Source organism: Cytobacillus oceanisediminis, assembly GCF_003182355.1.
Taxonomy (GTDB): domain Bacteria; phylum Bacillota; class Bacilli; order Bacillales; family Cytobacillaceae; genus Cytobacillus; species Cytobacillus oceanisediminis_A.
This window is the reverse complement of sequence record NZ_QGTW01000026.1, coordinates 21031-35689: the sequence shown is the minus strand read 5'-3', so window position 1 is coordinate 35689 and position 14659 is coordinate 21031. Positions and strand designations below refer to the sequence as shown.

The window sequence follows — 14659 nt, the reverse complement described above, 5'->3', positions numbered from 1 at the left end:
AATGGCATTATCAAGAGAGAAATCTATTTTGATTAATAAATTTATAGTTTCTTCTCCCCAGTTTTCTACCTCGGATTTGTTAGTGGCATCTTTATGTGTGAATGAGTAAGCGAATAAATTAATGAGTTCTTCTCGCCAATTTTGAAGGGCTTGCTCACTCTGTTGTGAACTGTGTGTATCTAATTGTTCAATTTCTTTGGGTGGCATAGCACTTTTAAGTGCCAGTATTCTCTCTGAAATATTCAGGATATTGGCGTCGTTAGTTTTAATACTCATAAAAGTACCCCCTTTTTACTTTCCTAAGTATTATAACATGTAAATCTCTACTTTTATGTAATGTTGTATTTTAGTTGCACAGTTTGAAAGTGGAGTACTGTGCTGTAGAGGAATGGTTTTTTGCTCGGTAAAAATAAAGTGCTTATCTGAAAAATGTTATGCTATTATGTTAACAAAAAAAACCGCATTTCTGCGGTGATTGTGAGCGATTCATGCATTGTAGTATATGACCTTAAACAAAAAAGGGTGAGAGTAAGGTCTGAAACTTTTGAGGTCTGAAAGAAGGAAGGAACTCTGACCTTACTCTTTTAATTATAATTACCTGTCTAATTAATAATATTCAATCGACTCAAACTGCAAAGTAAAAAAGGCTATGTATTTTAGCCTGATTTAGCTTTACTATTTATTGGGACTATTTGACTTTTAGGATGAGAATTCTTTACTTCTCTAAGTCCTTGTAAAGATAAATTAATAATAATCGCACTAAAAATACGCTTAGAATTGCACTTCCTATACCCATCACTGTTCGATGCACTAAAGGAGAAGGTGGTTTTTCAACTAAAGGGTGCTTATGTTCAAGATCAGCTGCTAAAAAAGGCGGCTTTTTTCTTGTTGAACTAAATGGCAGGTTAGCTTAAAAAGGAATATAAAAATAAGAACACATAGAGGATAAAGTAGAAATATTAAAAGGTTAATACATAATGATATAATAAAAAACTAATACTGTTTAATTTACTGTTATAGCCGAAAGGTTGTGAAACGAAATGAAAAGTAATGAAGGTGTGATTCAAAAAAATGCTAAGTACCATGAATTAGATGCAAAGGCGAATATTATCTATAAGTTTGTTATGAAGTACAATGATTATATGAAAACAGCTCGTGATTATGGTACTGGAGAAATAATCAATATGATGGAAGTACACACTTTGACTGTTATTGAGGAGAATCCTGGAATCACTGTTACTGAGGTGGCATTGGAGTGGAATCGTACAAAAGGTGCTGTATCACAGATTCTTGCCAAACTAGAAAAACGTGATTTGATTATACGAAAAAAAGAACATGGCAATGCAAAAAATGTACATCTGTATGTCACTGATAAAGGTGAAGTCCTAAGTAAAGCATATAAAAATTATGATATTAAGGAACTCACTTGGGCTGAAAAAACATTGCGTAAGAGTTTTACTACTGAAGAAATTAATCTTTTTTATAAAGTTATGCAAAAGTATACTGAATTGTTGGATATGCCTGATATAGAACAAAAGAAGTAGAATTAGTCATATTTTAAATTAATAATTTCTTGACGAATAATTGTTTAGGTTCTAAACTATTTATAGTTTAGATTCTAAGCATTTTTTTGCATTGTAGTAAAGTCGATATATATTTTACAACTAATACAATTAGGTAAATTTAGTTAGGAATGGGGTTATAAACAAGATGATTTCTTTAAGAAATGTTCAAGCTACAGATTTAGAACAGCTATTAATTATTGAGAATGAAGGCTTTCCAATAGAAGAAGCCGCAACAGAAGAGGCATTTGTGGAGAGGATTCAGTGGATAGCTGATACCTTTATCGTGGCAGAAAAGGATGGGGAAATACTTGGTTATATTAATGGACCTGTTATTAATCAACCTTATATAACAGATAATCTTTTTGAGAAAATCAAAGAGAATCCAAAAAGAGGCGGATATCAGAGCATTTTAGGATTAGCTGTGTCCAAACAGGCAAGAAATCAAGGGATTGCTAAGATTTTAATTGAGAAAATGGAAGAGCTAGTAAAAGAAAATGAAAGAGAAGGAATCACTTTAACATGTAAACGGGAATTAGTTCCTTTTTATGAAAAATCTAGGTTTGTCAACCATGGCATTTCTGAATCACAACATGGAGGAGTACGCTGGTATAACATGGTCAAATTAAGAGAGGCTATGGATTGACCCTTTTACCTTGAGCGGATAATGGTGACACCTACAAGTAAGCTGGAGCAAGAGAAAATAAACAGAATTTGTGGAAGATTCATCTCTTGCTCTGATGTAAAGCATTTCTGCAATAAATGACGTGGTAATGGAGTAAGTTTGTGAAACATTGTACTTAAACTATAGGGTGCTTATGTTCAAGATCAACCGCCAAACCAGGCGGCTTTCAGGTTAGTTGAACAGGAAATAGTGGTAAAATAAATGTAAAAAATGGATTGTGCGGAGGAGAAAGATGTCGATAAATAAAGCACTCGAAATTATAGAAGCTAACCAAGGTGAAGCTGATTTTATTGGTGAAATTGATGAATATACAATTATTGATGCAGAAAATAAATTAAATGTGAAATTTCCTAAAAGTTATAGATTGTTTCTAAAGAAATATGGTTTGGGAGATATTTTTGGAGAAGAAATTTATGGTTTAGGGACAGATGAAACGGGAATCCCGAATATGATTTGGATTACCAAAGAATTAAGGAAAACAGAAAATTTGCCTAATAGTCTCATTTGCTTTTATTTCGCCGATGATGGCAAGTATTTCTGCCTTGATTGCTCCAAAGTCCATAGTAAAAATGATGACAATGCACCTGTTGTTTCTTATATTAGTGGACTTCCGATAAAGGAACAACCATTTGAAATGATTGCAGAGAATTTCGGAGACTTTTTATCAGAGTTGTTAATGGATTCTCTAGAGGATTAACTGCTTTAAAACAGAGACTACTTGCTTTATTCACGAGTGCTTTAGTAACGGGTGCTTGAGTTAAAGATCGGAGCTGTCGTACGGCAGCTTTTTCTTATTGTGCTAACGGGCAGGTTAGTGGAATAAATAGTGAATTAATCCATTATTATCTGTATTATGTTAACTGCATAAATCAGTTGTACAGAGATAATAAAGTTGTTTAATTTGCAATTATTTTGCGGTAATGAAATTAAATATCAAAAATAAAGGAAATATCTTCTTGACAGTCGAATATTAGCCTAGAATCATCATTAACTATTCCGATGAGGAGGATTCTTGTGCGTCCACGACCATTATTTATTGAAAATCCAGAGCATGATAGATATGTTAGTCTTGTGCCAGATGGAGATATTGAAGAAATACTTAGTAAGCAACAAACTAAGACCATTACCCTCTTAAGCAGCGTATCAGAGGAGTCAGCAAGGAAGGCGTACGCACCAGGGAAATGGACTTTAAAAGAAGTGATTGGGCATATGACCGACTCGGAACGTGTAATGTCGTATCGAATGCTTGCCATTGCACGAAATGAAAGTGCACCACTCCCAGCAATGGATCAGGATCAATACGTTTCTGCGGCAAACTTCAACAAATTATCCTGGGAGCAGTTATTAGCTGGTTTAGACACGGTACGCTCCAACACGTTAAGCCTTATTTCAACCATTGATGATGCAGCGTGGGTTCGTAATGGAACTGTAATGAACAGCCCAGTTTCGATAGGTACCATTGCATATGGTATTGCAGGGCACGAGTTACACCATATGAAAGTGATTAGTGATAAATACTTATAAGTCTTTTTCTATTAATGAAAAAACCTAATTTCTCATTTAATGCTGAAAAATTAGGTTTTTTAATATTGAAACTTCCTTAACGTTGTAAATCTGTATTTTCCTGACGCTACCCCTTATAGCGAATTTACTATACTTTCAATCAGAACTAAGGAGATAATTTATGTTGGATTTAGAAAAACAAAAGAAAAAATCATTGCCTTAGATGAATCAGATGCTAAAAACCATTGAAATGATGACCGCCGCTTATTTGGAAATGGCAAAAGATGGAAAAGGTGACTTTACAAGCGATAAATGTGGAGATGAACTAATAAAGATATTAAATAATATCCCTGGACCAGATGTACTAAAAGAGATGTATAAGAAAAAGCAAAAAGAGAATTAAATAAAACTTCTTCTTCAACTAGCACAAGTAATAGATGTTGACGAATTGTTGACGAAAACGGTCAACAGCCGTCCTTTTTAAACCTACAAGAACAAACTTCATTCCTGCTGAAGCCTTGATATGTAAGGGATTTTCCATAATAACTTTATTGCTTCAGTGACTGTTTGCCACTTTGACAGGGTAGAGGTCGCTGGTTCGAACCCAGTCGGAATCATACATAAAAAAGACTCAATTTCTCAGTAATAGAAGTTGAGTCTTTTTTTTATCTACATAACAGGATTAATAGCTCAAACACCAAACCCCTGAATGAGGCCCAGCATGGCAATTAACCCTATAGCAAAAGCGTAAGTAGGAAAACGTTCATTCTCCTCTTCCTGGCTGTCAGGAATTAATTCTTTGTAAATAACAAAAAGCATGGCACCAGCAGCAAAGCTAAGTCCATATGGTACTAAACCTTTTACTTCGGAGGCTAATAGATAGCCAATGATAGCTGGCACAATTTCTACAAGCCCAGTAAGAGCTGCAATCATTAAGGCTTTAGTTCGGGAAACTTGTTGTTTAACCAGGTAAATGGCTACCAAGAATCCTTCTGGTGCGTTTTGCAATCCAATTGCGAGAGCAATAATTGCCCCCAAGTTCTCTGCCCCTGCACCATAACTCACACCCACAGATAAGCCTTCAGGCAGGTTATGAAGAGTGATGGCAACTATGACAAGGAGTGTTTTCCGATCAATTTGTGTATTAAGCTTTGGTATCTCGAGCTTATCCGATGTAAAGTGGGATTCAAAAAAGTTTAAAGCAAATGTACCCGCCAATAATCCTGCAGAGACAACGTATAGATTTGAAGGTTTTAAAGCTTCGGGAATTAAACTAAAAGTAGTCGCTGCCATCATTACCCCTGAAGCAAATGCTAGTAAAGTAGCTTTTACCTTTGATGAAATTCTGGTGAAAAATAGAATAGGAATTGCTCCTGCTCCTGTTGCTAATGCTGAAAGTAAGATTCCAAATATAGCTTCTTGCATTTTGTTCTCCTTTAATATGAATTCTATAACTGAGTAATATCCCTTTTTTGAGGGCTTAAACTTCAATAACAGAATAAGAAATTATTCCGGTAAATCATTTTGACAGACTGGAAGATGGAGGGGAGAGAAGAAAAGAAAGTGTAGGAAGTAATTATGGTTGCTGAATTCTAGTTTAATAGAAAAGCAGTGATGGAACTTAGCCATATATGAAACATGTTTACCTTCTAATTTAAAGGGAAAAAGTTAAAATAGAAAAATTCACAATAAAAATTTTATTAAAAAAAATATGCTATAATTATTGTGAAATTACAAGAGTTAGGGGATATTTCTATGATGAAAGATCTATTTATAGGCCTCTCCCAAAATGAATTTCTGAATACTGCGGCAAAGAAATACGGACTGAAATTAGGGGGGCAGAATGTCGTTGCGGGAACAAATTTAGAAGAAGCGATCCAAAGCATTAAAGAGCTTAACGCACATGGAATCTCTTGTACTGTCGATAACCTCGGAGAATTTGTATTTAAAAAAGAAGAGGCGATAGAAGCAAAAAATCAAATACTTGAAGTGATTGAAGCTATTCATGAAAATCAAGTAGATGCCCATATTTCTTTAAAGCCTTCACAATTGGGACTCGATATAGATTACTCTTTCTGTCTTGAAAACGTGAGAGAGATCGTGGATAGAGCTAGCCGTTATGGCATTTTTGTGAATATGGATATGGAAGACTCCAAACGTCTGCAGCCTTCCTTTGATATACTGGATGAACTGTCGAAGGAATATGATAACGTCGGAACGGTTATCCAGGCATACTTTTTTGGTGCAAAGGATGATATCAAAAAATATAAAGACTTCCGTCTGCGGATCGTAAAAGGTGCCTATAAAGAGCCTGTAGAAATTGCTTATCAGGGAAAAAGTGAAATTGACGTAAATTTTATTAAACTTATAGAATGGCATTTGTTGAATGGAAAGTTTACATCCATTGCCACACATGACCATAAAGTTATTAATCATGTAAAGGAATTTGTAAGGGTTAACAATATTCCGAAAGAAAAATTTGAATTTCAAATGCTATACGGATTCCGAAAGGATCTGCAGTTAAAGCTTGCGAGTGAAGGTTATAATTTCTGTACGTATGTGCCGTTTGGAAACGACTGGTATGGCTATTTTATGCGCCGCCTTGCAGAAAGGCCGCAAAACCTGAACCTCGTTGCCAAGCAAGTATTCAACAAGAAAACGAATACAATGCTGGGTGTGGCAGCAGGCGCGTTCTTATTGGGAAGAATGACAAAGCGGCGTAAAAAATAAAAAATTTATCAAACCTCTCTTTGTAGTTGAAAAGGGAGGTTTTTTTGTAGGTAGACACATCCTTTTCCAGAGGAAAAGGATGTGTCTTAATCGAACACGAAAGTTAAAAGGTGGCTTATTTGTAAAAAGGAAAAGAGGAGTTAGCATGAATTTACAGTTTAGATCTGTAACAGAGAAAACCTTTTTTGACATCATTAACCTCAAATCTGAGGAGGAGCAGGAGAAGAAATTCCAGATCTTTGATAGAATGGTCGTTTTCCCTGAAACTGGTGCCCAAGTATAAGATTGACTAGTTCATAGCGGTTATGCTCCTTAAAACGGCGCAATTAATTTCGGGGACGCAATGAAAGTCCAGCTTGAAGTAGAAGTGCAAGAGTAGGACGCAAAAAAGGAAACAGGACAAGTAAACGTCTATTCCATCCTAGAAAGAAAGAACAAATCCTTATAAGTAGCCAAAATAAATAAGAGGTCCATCCCTTTATACAAAAACATGCAAAAACACAAACCCAAAAAACACGAAAGCCATCATATAATGAAATTTTCTTCGCATTCCCGTTGACCTCCTTCTCCGCAACAAACCGCTAAATAAGAGAACAGCCAAAACGATCAATGTGATCATTCCGCTTGCTGTTTTGGCTTTCCAAAGATCTTCAAAAAGGGCAGTTATCATAATCACAGCGTGTACGATTATAAGCAGTGAAGCTGTAACTGCAATAGCAACGTGATATTTCATCATTCTTTTGGATATCTTCGCAAGTGTTATTTTTACTTTCCGTAACTTGCTTTTTCGAATCAGAAGGAATATGAAATACATATTCAGGTTTATCAAATATAAAATAAAAGCAGCTTGTGCAAGTACTTTTCCGACTAGGATTTCATTTGAACCATAACCATGATACCAGCTCCATAAAAGAATCAAAAGAACAGTTAGAATATTAATACTAAGCCATCTGGCAATCATTTAAAACCTCCATCTTTTTTATTTAATATATCATTTTTTTATTCTGACGGTTTAAAGGTCCGTTGCTTTATGAATGCTTTTTTTGCATAAAAATAAATTTATTTAACTAAAAATACATTTTTTTCTTGCAAAAGAAGTATTTCGTCCTTTAAAATTTTTATAGAGAAGGATTTCCTTCGAAAAAAATAGGCTAATAGATTAATGGGAATAAAAATAATTTAGAATAGTAGAAAATTTTCTTGTGGAAGAAGTATTTAATGCTTTATACTTTGCATAAGAAGTTTTTCCTGCACTATTCAAGAGGAGATAGCATGAATACAAAAACATTAAGCCACATGATTAAAGCAAGCTATTCCTCGCTCTCTCCTGGCCAGAAAAAAGCAGCTGAATTTTTTATGGAGCATGCGGATGAAGCGGTGCTTTTAACAGCATTTCAGGTCGGCAGGAAAGTGGGAGTCAGTGAAACAACCGTGATCCGGCTCGCATATGCCTTGGGATTCAGCGGCTATTCCCAAATGCAGGATCTGGTCAGAAAAGACTGGCTTGCCGGAAAACAGCAGGCGGCGGGAGAAGAATATCCTTCATCAGAGAATGATGACGAAGAAAGTCTGTTCAGGAGAGTAATTGATCAAGAGAGGAAAATCCTTCGGCAATTGCTTGATCAGGTTAATGATGATGAAATCTGGAAAGCAATTGATGCTGTAATTCAGGCAGACAGGGTTTATGTAGGAGGTTTTGGGAGCTCTTTTGCGGCAGCATATTGGTTTTATTACACGCTTAAGCAATTAAGGGGAAATGTGTTTATCTCAGGTCCAAATGGTTTTTTGCCTGAGGATGTGTGTGATTTAACAGAGCATTCCGCCGCCGTCATTTTTTCTTTTCCACGTTATCGAAGGGAAACTTTTGAGCTGGCTTCTTATGCTGAGAAACAGGGTTCCCGGATCATTGCTATTACAGACCGCCAGCTTTCGCCAGTGGGGCAAATGGCTTCAGTCACACTTACTACTGATGAACATATGGATTCAGGCCATCACTCCATTGCATCGGTTGTCAGCTTGCTGGAAGTGTTAATTGCGGGGATACAAGAAAGGGATCACGAAAAAATTGCCAACAGGCAGCAAAAACTTGAAATTCTGTATGCTGAAAAAGAGTTATTTCTTGAGTAATGATGAACAACAGGGAGTTAACAAGGAAAAATAAAAGGGGGTACATACGAATGAGCAGTCTTTCAAAAAAAATGCCTGAAAGTGAACAAGTACAATTGAAAGCGTTTACTTCAGGAGATTATTTAAAATTTTTAATCCCGTCTCTGGTGGGAATTCTCTTATTTATGGTGCCGATTAGCGAAGGGGAAGGAATTACAATTCCGGTAGCATTTTTGGCAGGGAAAATAGGCGCTTTATTGGGTGATTCCGTCTATCCGGTTACTGTCATTGTGATTTCTCTATCCGTCATTGGATCTTTTATTGCAAAAGTATTTAAACCTGGCTTTATTTTAAATAGTCCATTTCTGAATAAACTATTTAATGTCAGCAAGTTTTGGCTGGCAGCACGATTCCTTGGAATGGTTTTTGCTATTATAACTTTGTTTAAATTAGGATTTGAACCGATTTATTCTGAAAATACCGGCGGATTATTAATCTATGATTTAATTCCGATTTTATTTACAACTTTTCTTTTAGCCGGTTTATTATTGCCTTTGCTTTTAAACTTTGGATTGCTTGAATTCTTTGGTGCATTGCTTATTAAAGTGATGAGGCCTATTTTTACGCTTCCAGGCCGTTCTTCGCTTGATTGCCTGGCTTCCTGGGTAGGAGACGGTACAATTGGTGTCCTTCTGACAACCAAGCAATACGAAGATGGTTATTATACGAAGCGTGAAGCAGCAGTCGTTGCTACTACATTCTCAGTTGTATCTATTACTTTTACAATTGTTATCATTCAATACCTGAACCTTGAGCACTATTTCCTTCATTATTATTTTACGATTATTCTTGCTGGACTTGCGGCTGCCATTATCATGCCCCGCATTCCGCCGCTATCAAGAAAAGCTAACACTGGATATGAAGGCACAGAACTTAAAGAGGAAACCTCCATTCCTGCGAATGTATCTCCGGTAAATTGGGGTATAAATAATGCAGTTAAAAAAGCGCAGACCAATAAAAGCGCTTCTGCAGTGATCAAGGAAGGCTTCCAAAATGTCCTTGATATGTGGCTGGGTGTACTTCCGATTGTTATGGCAATTGGTACGGTGGCATTGGTAATTGCTGAATATACACCGGCTTTCATGATTCTTGGAAAGCCATTTGAGCCAATCCTTGCGCTGATGCAAATTCCAGAAGCGGGAGAAGCAGCCCAAACAATGGTTGTCGGTTTTGCGGATATGTTCCTGCCAGCGGTTATTGGAAGCGGAATTGAAAGTGAAATGACAAGATTTGTAATTGCTTGTGTATCTGTCACACAGCTTGTTTATATGTCTGAAATGGGTGGACTGCTGCTTGGTTCAAAGCTTCCGGTCAGCATTAAAGACTTAATTCTTATTTTCTTGCTGCGCACAATTATTACGCTGCCAATCGTAGTAGTTATTGCACATATAATATTTTAATGAAGAAATGGGAGTGTTTTTGTAATGGTGGATCCAATAGATTTTATTTCCGAACAGAGGAGAAAAATCCTGCAGACCTATGAAGAACTTCATATGCTGGCTGAGCCTAGCTGGAAGGAAGAAGAAACCTCCCTTTATCTTCGTGAAAAGCTTTCGCAAGCAGGATTTAAGATTAAAACATTTAGCGGGCATTATGGGTTCACTGCAGAATTGAAAGGGCAAAAGGAAGCGGTTATTGCATTGCGGGCTGATATGGATGCCCTTCTGCAGGAAGTGGATGGCACTGTTCAAGCAAACCATTCCTGCGGCCATGATGCACATAGCACGATGGTATTAAGTGCTGCGGTTGCTCTTGCTAAAACTAATCTCTTATTAACGCATACTGTCCGCTTTATTTTTCAGCCTGCCGAAGAAAAAGCTGAGGGCGCACTAAAAATGATAGAGGATGGAGCTTTGGAAAATGTTATGTTTCTATGTGGCATTCATTTGCGCCCAAGTTATGAAGTTCCATTTAATAAAGCGGCCCCAGTGATCCAGCACGGCTCAACAGCCAGCCTTAAGGGAATAATTAAAGGTATGCCCTCACATGCTGCACGGCCGGAGGAAGGGAATAACCCGATAGAGGCTGCCGCTTTGCTGATTCAGGCTATGTGGCAAATTCGTTTGCAGGAAACAGGAAAATATTCTATTAAAATAACAGAATTGCATGGCGGGGAAGCATCCAATCTGATTCCGGAAACTACGCGGTTTACCTTTGACTTAAGGGCGGAAGCCAATGATACAATGGGAAACTTGCTGGAAAAAGCCAAGCATATATTAGAAAAAACGGCTTCGCTTACTGAGACGGAAATTACATATAGCGTTGAAGAGTTTTCACCGGCAGCTGTAAAAAATGAACGTGCTATGGCTCTTGCCAGGAAAGCAATTCACACAGTACTAGGGGAAGAAAACCTTGAACCAGCATGCCTCTCGCCGGGGGCAGAGGATTTTCACTTTTATACACTAAAGAACCCGGACTTGGCTGCAACGATGATCGGACTTGGCTGTGATTTAAAGCCTGGCCTTCATCATCCAAACATGGCTTTCAATAAAGAAGCTTTAATCTATGGAGCTCAAATATTAGCGAAAGTAATCATGGAAGCAGATCAGAAGGAATGGTAGATTTCAGCCGGTATTTGTGAAGGAGGAAAGGATATGAAGCAAGAAGTATTATCATCACTGTCAATTAGAAGCCTTCATACGGTTAAGGAATTGGAAGCTGTATATCAGCTTGAAACACGCATTTGGAGCGTGGAAGATGCAGTGCCTGTAAATCATACTGTGGCTACAGTCAAAAATGGAGGCTTTGTATTAGGGGCTTTTTTTAAAGAAGCATTAATCGGGTTTCAGTACAGCTTTCCTGGCTTTGATGGAAATAAGGTCTATTTATGTTCTCATAGCCTTGGGATTCATGCCGACTACCGCGCTTTTGGAATCGGAGAAAAGCTGAAAATAGCACAAAAAGAAACAGCCCTGGAGAAAGGGTATGATCTCATTTCCTGGACGTACGATCCACTGGAAACAGTAAATGCCAATTTAAATCTTCATAAACTTGGAGCGGTGTGTACGCGATACATTGAAAATGCTTATGGAGAGATGTCCGATCATATGAATGCGGGTATTTCAACTGACCGCTTTTTAGTGGAGTGGCGGATTAAAGAGCAAGCTGCAAAGCGATGCGAAAAAACCTTTGAGCTGCCGATCGTGTTAGAAACCCGTACAGAAAACGGTCATTCTGTCCCTATAAAAGCAGATTTGAATCATGGCAGCGAAAAGCTTCTTGTGCCCGTACCAGGGAATTTTCAGGACATCAAGAAAAAGAACTTTTCACTTGCATTAAAATGGAGAGAAAGTACAAAAGACGTCTTTATCCATTATATAAATGAAGGCTGGATTGTAACTGATTTAGTCAAAGATCCAATCAGGGAAGATCAATACTTATATCTCTTGGAAAAAGAAAATGTATTCCTCTAGAGGAATGGTAGAATGGAAATTAAAAGCATCGTTTTAAGGCATGTCAAGATGGAGATAAAGACTTCATTCTTGTAGAAGTAAAGTCGAAAAGCGGGCTTTCAGGCTGGGCGGAATCTGTTTCTATTATGGAACTTATCTACAATGAGGAAACAGTTAGAACGAATTGGCATATAATGTGCGATCATTTGATTTCCATCCTATTTGTGAAAAGCTTAACTAGACAGCAATAAGGGAAAGAGACAGTTCATCGTTAGGATGGACTGTTTTTTTGTGTGTCGAGATAATAACTGCTCAAATAACTCGTCTGACTTTTATTTCCTCATCCTCTTTGTGACCCATGTCACCGAAAGTTTGTCCATTTTTTGTTAATATGGTGACAAATTTGAAAACATTTGCAAAAGGGGTGCATGGATTGAGGATAAAGGGCTTGGCTTTCATAACAATTATTTTGACATACATCTTAATCGTGTTTGGCGGCTATGTGGCATCTTCGGAATCCGGAATGGGCTGCGGGCCAGAGTGGCCTTTATGTAATGGGCTGGTAATACCAATACTTGAGGGTGATACTTTGATTGAATTTGTTCATCGGGTAATTGGCGCAATCCTCGGGATTATTTCTGTAGCGCTATTTATTAAAATTAAAAAATCAAAACCAGACCAGGATTTAAAATCGGCTTCCTGGGGATTAATGATTCTTCTCATTCTTCAGATTCTATTAGGTGCAGTTGTGGTTTTACTCGATTTACCGGCCATTGTAGTTTCCATTCACCTGATGATTGCTATGCTTTTCCTGGCAAACCTTATATGGATTTGGCCAAAAGTCGATCTGAGGTATGGACATCAGCTTTCGCTGGGTAAAAACAGAAAGAATGTAGCCGTATTATCCCATTTAAATATTGTTTTATTGCTATTGATGCTGACCTTATTTCTGGGTGCTTACATAAAGCATCAAGCATATGGATTGGCATGCGGCTGGCTCGATTGCGGCAATGGGTTTATTCCTGCATCCATACCGGGGATGTTTCAAACAGGCCACAGGCTGCTAGCTGGTGCTTTAGCATTTTACATATTTATTCTTACATATATATCTTTTAAGAAAAAATGGAATGCTGGTTTGCAAAATAGACTAATGGCAGCTTCTTTGATTGTGATGGGCCAAATACTCATCGGCATACTCACCATCATCAGTTACATTGAAATTTCATGGGCCGTTCTTCACCTGGCGCTAGGAACTGCACTTTTTGCTTTTGTTTTTGAAACGAGGGTATATGCGTCTTCTGTGAAAAGCATGGAAACAACCCTGAAAGCAGTAAAAAGCAAGCCACAGCATTACTTGGATTAGTTAAATGTCCCTCTGTTTCTTAAGAGGGATTTTTTATTAAGGAATAGAAAGGGAGGGGTGGAGAATAAAAACAGCTAATTGGAAAACAGAATCTGCAGACTTGGAATAAAAGTGCGTAATTTGGGATAGAACCGGCTTTCAGCAGAAGGTGTAAAAGATTTTTTATCGTACTAATATAGAATGAAACCTCATTACGCGATTGGAAGTGGCCAAAATGGTTAAAGGAAATAAGATTGGCAAAGGGAGCACGGCTGAAGTATTTTCCATAGCTCATGATAAAGTAGCGAAGGTTTTTTACGAACACATCCCGGTATCTCAAATAAAACACGAAATGAATATTAGCACCAAAATATCAAGTTTGGGCTTAAATATTCCTGCAGTCCATGGGGAGGGAGACATTGAAGGAAAGAAAGCAATCATTTATGAAAAAATCGATGGCTTTCCCCTTACTAAGCTTTTAGAAAAAGGTTTGTTATCCGCAATCCGGTCGGTGAACACAATGGTTAGTCTTCAAATTTATATCCATTCCAAAGAAGCAGGAGATTTTCCGCCGCTAAAATTTTCGCTGGAAAATAGAATCAAGAGAGCAGAGAGCTTATCCGGAAGGGAAAAAGAAAGGGTCATTGATTACCTGCAAACGTTGCCGGATGGGAAGCAGGTTTGCCACGGAGACTACCATCCGGACAATATTTTAATATCCATGCACGGGAAGTTTGTAATTGATTGGGCTGACTCAGCCGCAGGTTCTCCTCTTGCTGACCTTGCGAGAAGCTTATTGATCTTGCAATACGGAGGTTTCCCTGAAAAAGTCACTAATCGTATGTATTTCGCCGAACGGTTAAAGCGAAGGATGATAGCACAATATTATCTTTACTTGTATAAAAAATATTCGCCTTTTAAGAGGGAATCCTTCCAGCAGTGGCTGCTGCCCGTTGCAGCAGGCAGACTTTCTGAAAAATTGCCTCCTAAAGAGATAGAAGAGTTGTTGAGCTTTGTAAGGAGACAATTAAATAGCTGGGATTAAAGGCTGGCTAAAAAAGATTTAAACCTTTACATTATACCTATATAGGTATGAGATAGAGGGTAAACTGGGCCATTTAACAAGACTCTGCTACAGGGGGACTGAACATGTTTGAAGAAAAAAAGAATAATACTGAAGATTGCAAAACAGGATCCTGAGGCATTCGTAAACCATCCTCTCAGGTAGAGGGAGAAAAAAGCAAAATCACTGCCTCAAATTATGACCGGTGTGGCTGTG

The 14659-nt window shown here is 37.6% G+C and carries 16 protein-coding genes; 13 read left to right on the top strand and 3 right to left on the bottom strand.

Annotated features, from left to right (window positions below; genetic code table 11):
- Window positions 1-276 (bottom strand): hypothetical protein (locus DFO73_RS27395; protein WP_142669549.1); only part of this gene is annotated, 276 nt, incomplete at its 3' end.
- Between the two features lie 764 nt (window positions 277-1040).
- On the opposite strand from DFO73_RS27395, the gene DFO73_RS27390 reads away from it, so the two are divergent.
- From DFO73_RS27390 to DFO73_RS27370, 5 genes are all read left to right on the top strand, one after another.
- On the top strand, window positions 1041-1544 hold the full coding sequence (locus tag DFO73_RS27390; RefSeq protein ID WP_110067818.1) for a MarR family winged helix-turn-helix transcriptional regulator: 504 nt from the start codon (window positions 1041-1043) through the stop codon (window positions 1542-1544).
- A gap of 166 nt (window positions 1545-1710) precedes the next feature.
- Entirely contained in the window at window positions 1711-2208 is a 498-nt protein-coding gene (locus tag DFO73_RS27385) for a GNAT family N-acetyltransferase (protein ID WP_110067817.1), read from the top strand.
- A 271-nt stretch (window positions 2209-2479) separates the two neighbouring features.
- Window positions 2480-2944, top strand: a complete 465-nt coding sequence (locus tag DFO73_RS27380; RefSeq protein WP_110067816.1) for an SMI1/KNR4 family protein — start codon at window positions 2480-2482, stop codon at window positions 2942-2944.
- A gap of 317 nt (window positions 2945-3261) precedes the next feature.
- The gene (locus DFO73_RS27375) at window positions 3262-3771 is read left to right on the top strand and encodes a DinB family protein (RefSeq protein WP_110067815.1); all 510 of its coding nucleotides are present in this window, start codon (window positions 3262-3264) and stop codon (window positions 3769-3771) included.
- Between the two features lie 211 nt (window positions 3772-3982).
- On the top strand, window positions 3983-4153 hold the full coding sequence (locus tag DFO73_RS27370) for a hypothetical protein (protein WP_219993455.1): 171 nt from the start codon (window positions 3983-3985) through the stop codon (window positions 4151-4153).
- A gap of 287 nt (window positions 4154-4440) precedes the next feature.
- Here the strand turns inward: DFO73_RS27370 and DFO73_RS27365 are convergent, their stop codons facing one another.
- Window positions 4441-5175 carry a ZIP family metal transporter gene (locus DFO73_RS27365; protein WP_110067814.1) on the bottom strand — a complete coding sequence of 245 codons (735 nt, stop codon included), beginning with the start codon at window positions 5173-5175 and terminating at the stop codon, window positions 4441-4443.
- A 330-nt stretch (window positions 5176-5505) separates the two neighbouring features.
- Between DFO73_RS27365 and DFO73_RS27360 the strand changes: the two genes are divergently transcribed.
- A complete protein-coding gene (locus tag DFO73_RS27360; protein WP_110067813.1) occupies window positions 5506-6480 on the top strand; it encodes a proline dehydrogenase family protein in 975 nt (324 codons plus the stop codon).
- Between the two features lie 145 nt (window positions 6481-6625).
- Window positions 6626-6763 carry a hypothetical protein gene (locus tag DFO73_RS28950; protein ID WP_181396158.1) on the top strand — a complete coding sequence of 46 codons (138 nt, stop codon included), beginning with the start codon at window positions 6626-6628 and terminating at the stop codon, window positions 6761-6763.
- Between the two features lie 195 nt (window positions 6764-6958).
- Here DFO73_RS28950 and DFO73_RS27355 read toward each other — a convergent pair whose 3' ends face one another.
- Window positions 6959-7441 carry a hypothetical protein gene (locus tag DFO73_RS27355; RefSeq protein WP_110067812.1) on the bottom strand — a complete coding sequence of 161 codons (483 nt, stop codon included), beginning with the start codon at window positions 7439-7441 and terminating at the stop codon, window positions 6959-6961.
- Window positions 7442-7752: 311 nt separating this feature from the next.
- Between DFO73_RS27355 and DFO73_RS27350 the strand changes: the two genes are divergently transcribed.
- The 6 genes from DFO73_RS27350 to DFO73_RS27320 all read left to right on the top strand — a co-directional run bounded on the left by DFO73_RS27350 (window position 7753) and on the right by DFO73_RS27320 (window position 14425).
- Complete coding sequence (locus DFO73_RS27350; RefSeq protein WP_110067811.1) at window positions 7753-8607, top strand: MurR/RpiR family transcriptional regulator; 855 nt, start codon at window positions 7753-7755, stop codon at window positions 8605-8607.
- 50 nt (window positions 8608-8657) lie between these two features.
- Complete coding sequence (locus tag DFO73_RS27345; protein WP_110067810.1) at window positions 8658-10046, top strand: YjiH family protein; 1389 nt, start codon at window positions 8658-8660, stop codon at window positions 10044-10046.
- Between the two features lie 24 nt (window positions 10047-10070).
- Entirely contained in the window at window positions 10071-11207 is a 1137-nt protein-coding gene (locus DFO73_RS27340) for an amidohydrolase (RefSeq protein WP_181396157.1), read from the top strand.
- A gap of 33 nt (window positions 11208-11240) precedes the next feature.
- Window positions 11241-12059: a GNAT family N-acetyltransferase gene (locus tag DFO73_RS27335; RefSeq protein WP_110067809.1), complete on the top strand. Its 819-nt coding sequence runs from the start codon at window positions 11241-11243 to the stop codon at window positions 12057-12059.
- Window positions 12060-12471: 412 nt separating this feature from the next.
- The gene (locus DFO73_RS27325; RefSeq protein ID WP_110067819.1) at window positions 12472-13401 is read left to right on the top strand and encodes a COX15/CtaA family protein; all 930 of its coding nucleotides are present in this window, start codon (window positions 12472-12474) and stop codon (window positions 13399-13401) included.
- A 214-nt stretch (window positions 13402-13615) separates the two neighbouring features.
- The gene (locus DFO73_RS27320) at window positions 13616-14425 is read left to right on the top strand and encodes an aminoglycoside phosphotransferase family protein (RefSeq protein WP_110067808.1); all 810 of its coding nucleotides are present in this window, start codon (window positions 13616-13618) and stop codon (window positions 14423-14425) included.
- The last annotated feature ends 234 nt before the right edge of the window (window positions 14426-14659 follow it).

What these genes read in the sequence shown, in the direction of transcription:
- DFO73_RS27390 (WP_110067818.1), top strand. Translation starts at nt 1,041, where the DNA reads ATGAAAAGTAATGAAGGTGTGATTCAAAAAAATGCTAAGTACCATGAA.
- DFO73_RS27385 (WP_110067817.1), top strand. Translation starts at nt 1,711, where the DNA reads ATGATTTCTTTAAGAAATGTTCAAGCTACAGATTTAGAACAGCTATTA.
- DFO73_RS27380 (WP_110067816.1), top strand. Translation starts at nt 2,480, where the DNA reads ATGTCGATAAATAAAGCACTCGAAATTATAGAAGCTAACCAAGGTGAA.
- DFO73_RS27370 (WP_219993455.1), top strand. Translation starts at nt 3,983, where the DNA reads ATGCTAAAAACCATTGAAATGATGACCGCCGCTTATTTGGAAATGGCA.
- DFO73_RS27365 (WP_110067814.1), bottom strand. Translation starts at nt 5,175, where the DNA reads ATGCAAGAAGCTATATTTGGAATCTTACTTTCAGCATTAGCAACAGGA.
- DFO73_RS27360 (WP_110067813.1), top strand. Translation starts at nt 5,506, where the DNA reads ATGATGAAAGATCTATTTATAGGCCTCTCCCAAAATGAATTTCTGAAT.
- DFO73_RS28950 (WP_181396158.1), top strand. Translation starts at nt 6,626, where the DNA reads ATGAATTTACAGTTTAGATCTGTAACAGAGAAAACCTTTTTTGACATC.
- DFO73_RS27355 (WP_110067812.1), bottom strand. Translation starts at nt 7,441, where the DNA reads ATGATTGCCAGATGGCTTAGTATTAATATTCTAACTGTTCTTTTGATT.
- DFO73_RS27350 (WP_110067811.1), top strand. Translation starts at nt 7,753, where the DNA reads ATGAATACAAAAACATTAAGCCACATGATTAAAGCAAGCTATTCCTCG.
- DFO73_RS27345 (WP_110067810.1), top strand. Translation starts at nt 8,658, where the DNA reads ATGAGCAGTCTTTCAAAAAAAATGCCTGAAAGTGAACAAGTACAATTG.
- DFO73_RS27340 (WP_181396157.1), top strand. Translation starts at nt 10,071, where the DNA reads ATGGTGGATCCAATAGATTTTATTTCCGAACAGAGGAGAAAAATCCTG.
- DFO73_RS27335 (WP_110067809.1), top strand. Translation starts at nt 11,241, where the DNA reads ATGAAGCAAGAAGTATTATCATCACTGTCAATTAGAAGCCTTCATACG.
- DFO73_RS27320 (WP_110067808.1), top strand. Translation starts at nt 13,616, where the DNA reads ATGGTTAAAGGAAATAAGATTGGCAAAGGGAGCACGGCTGAAGTATTT.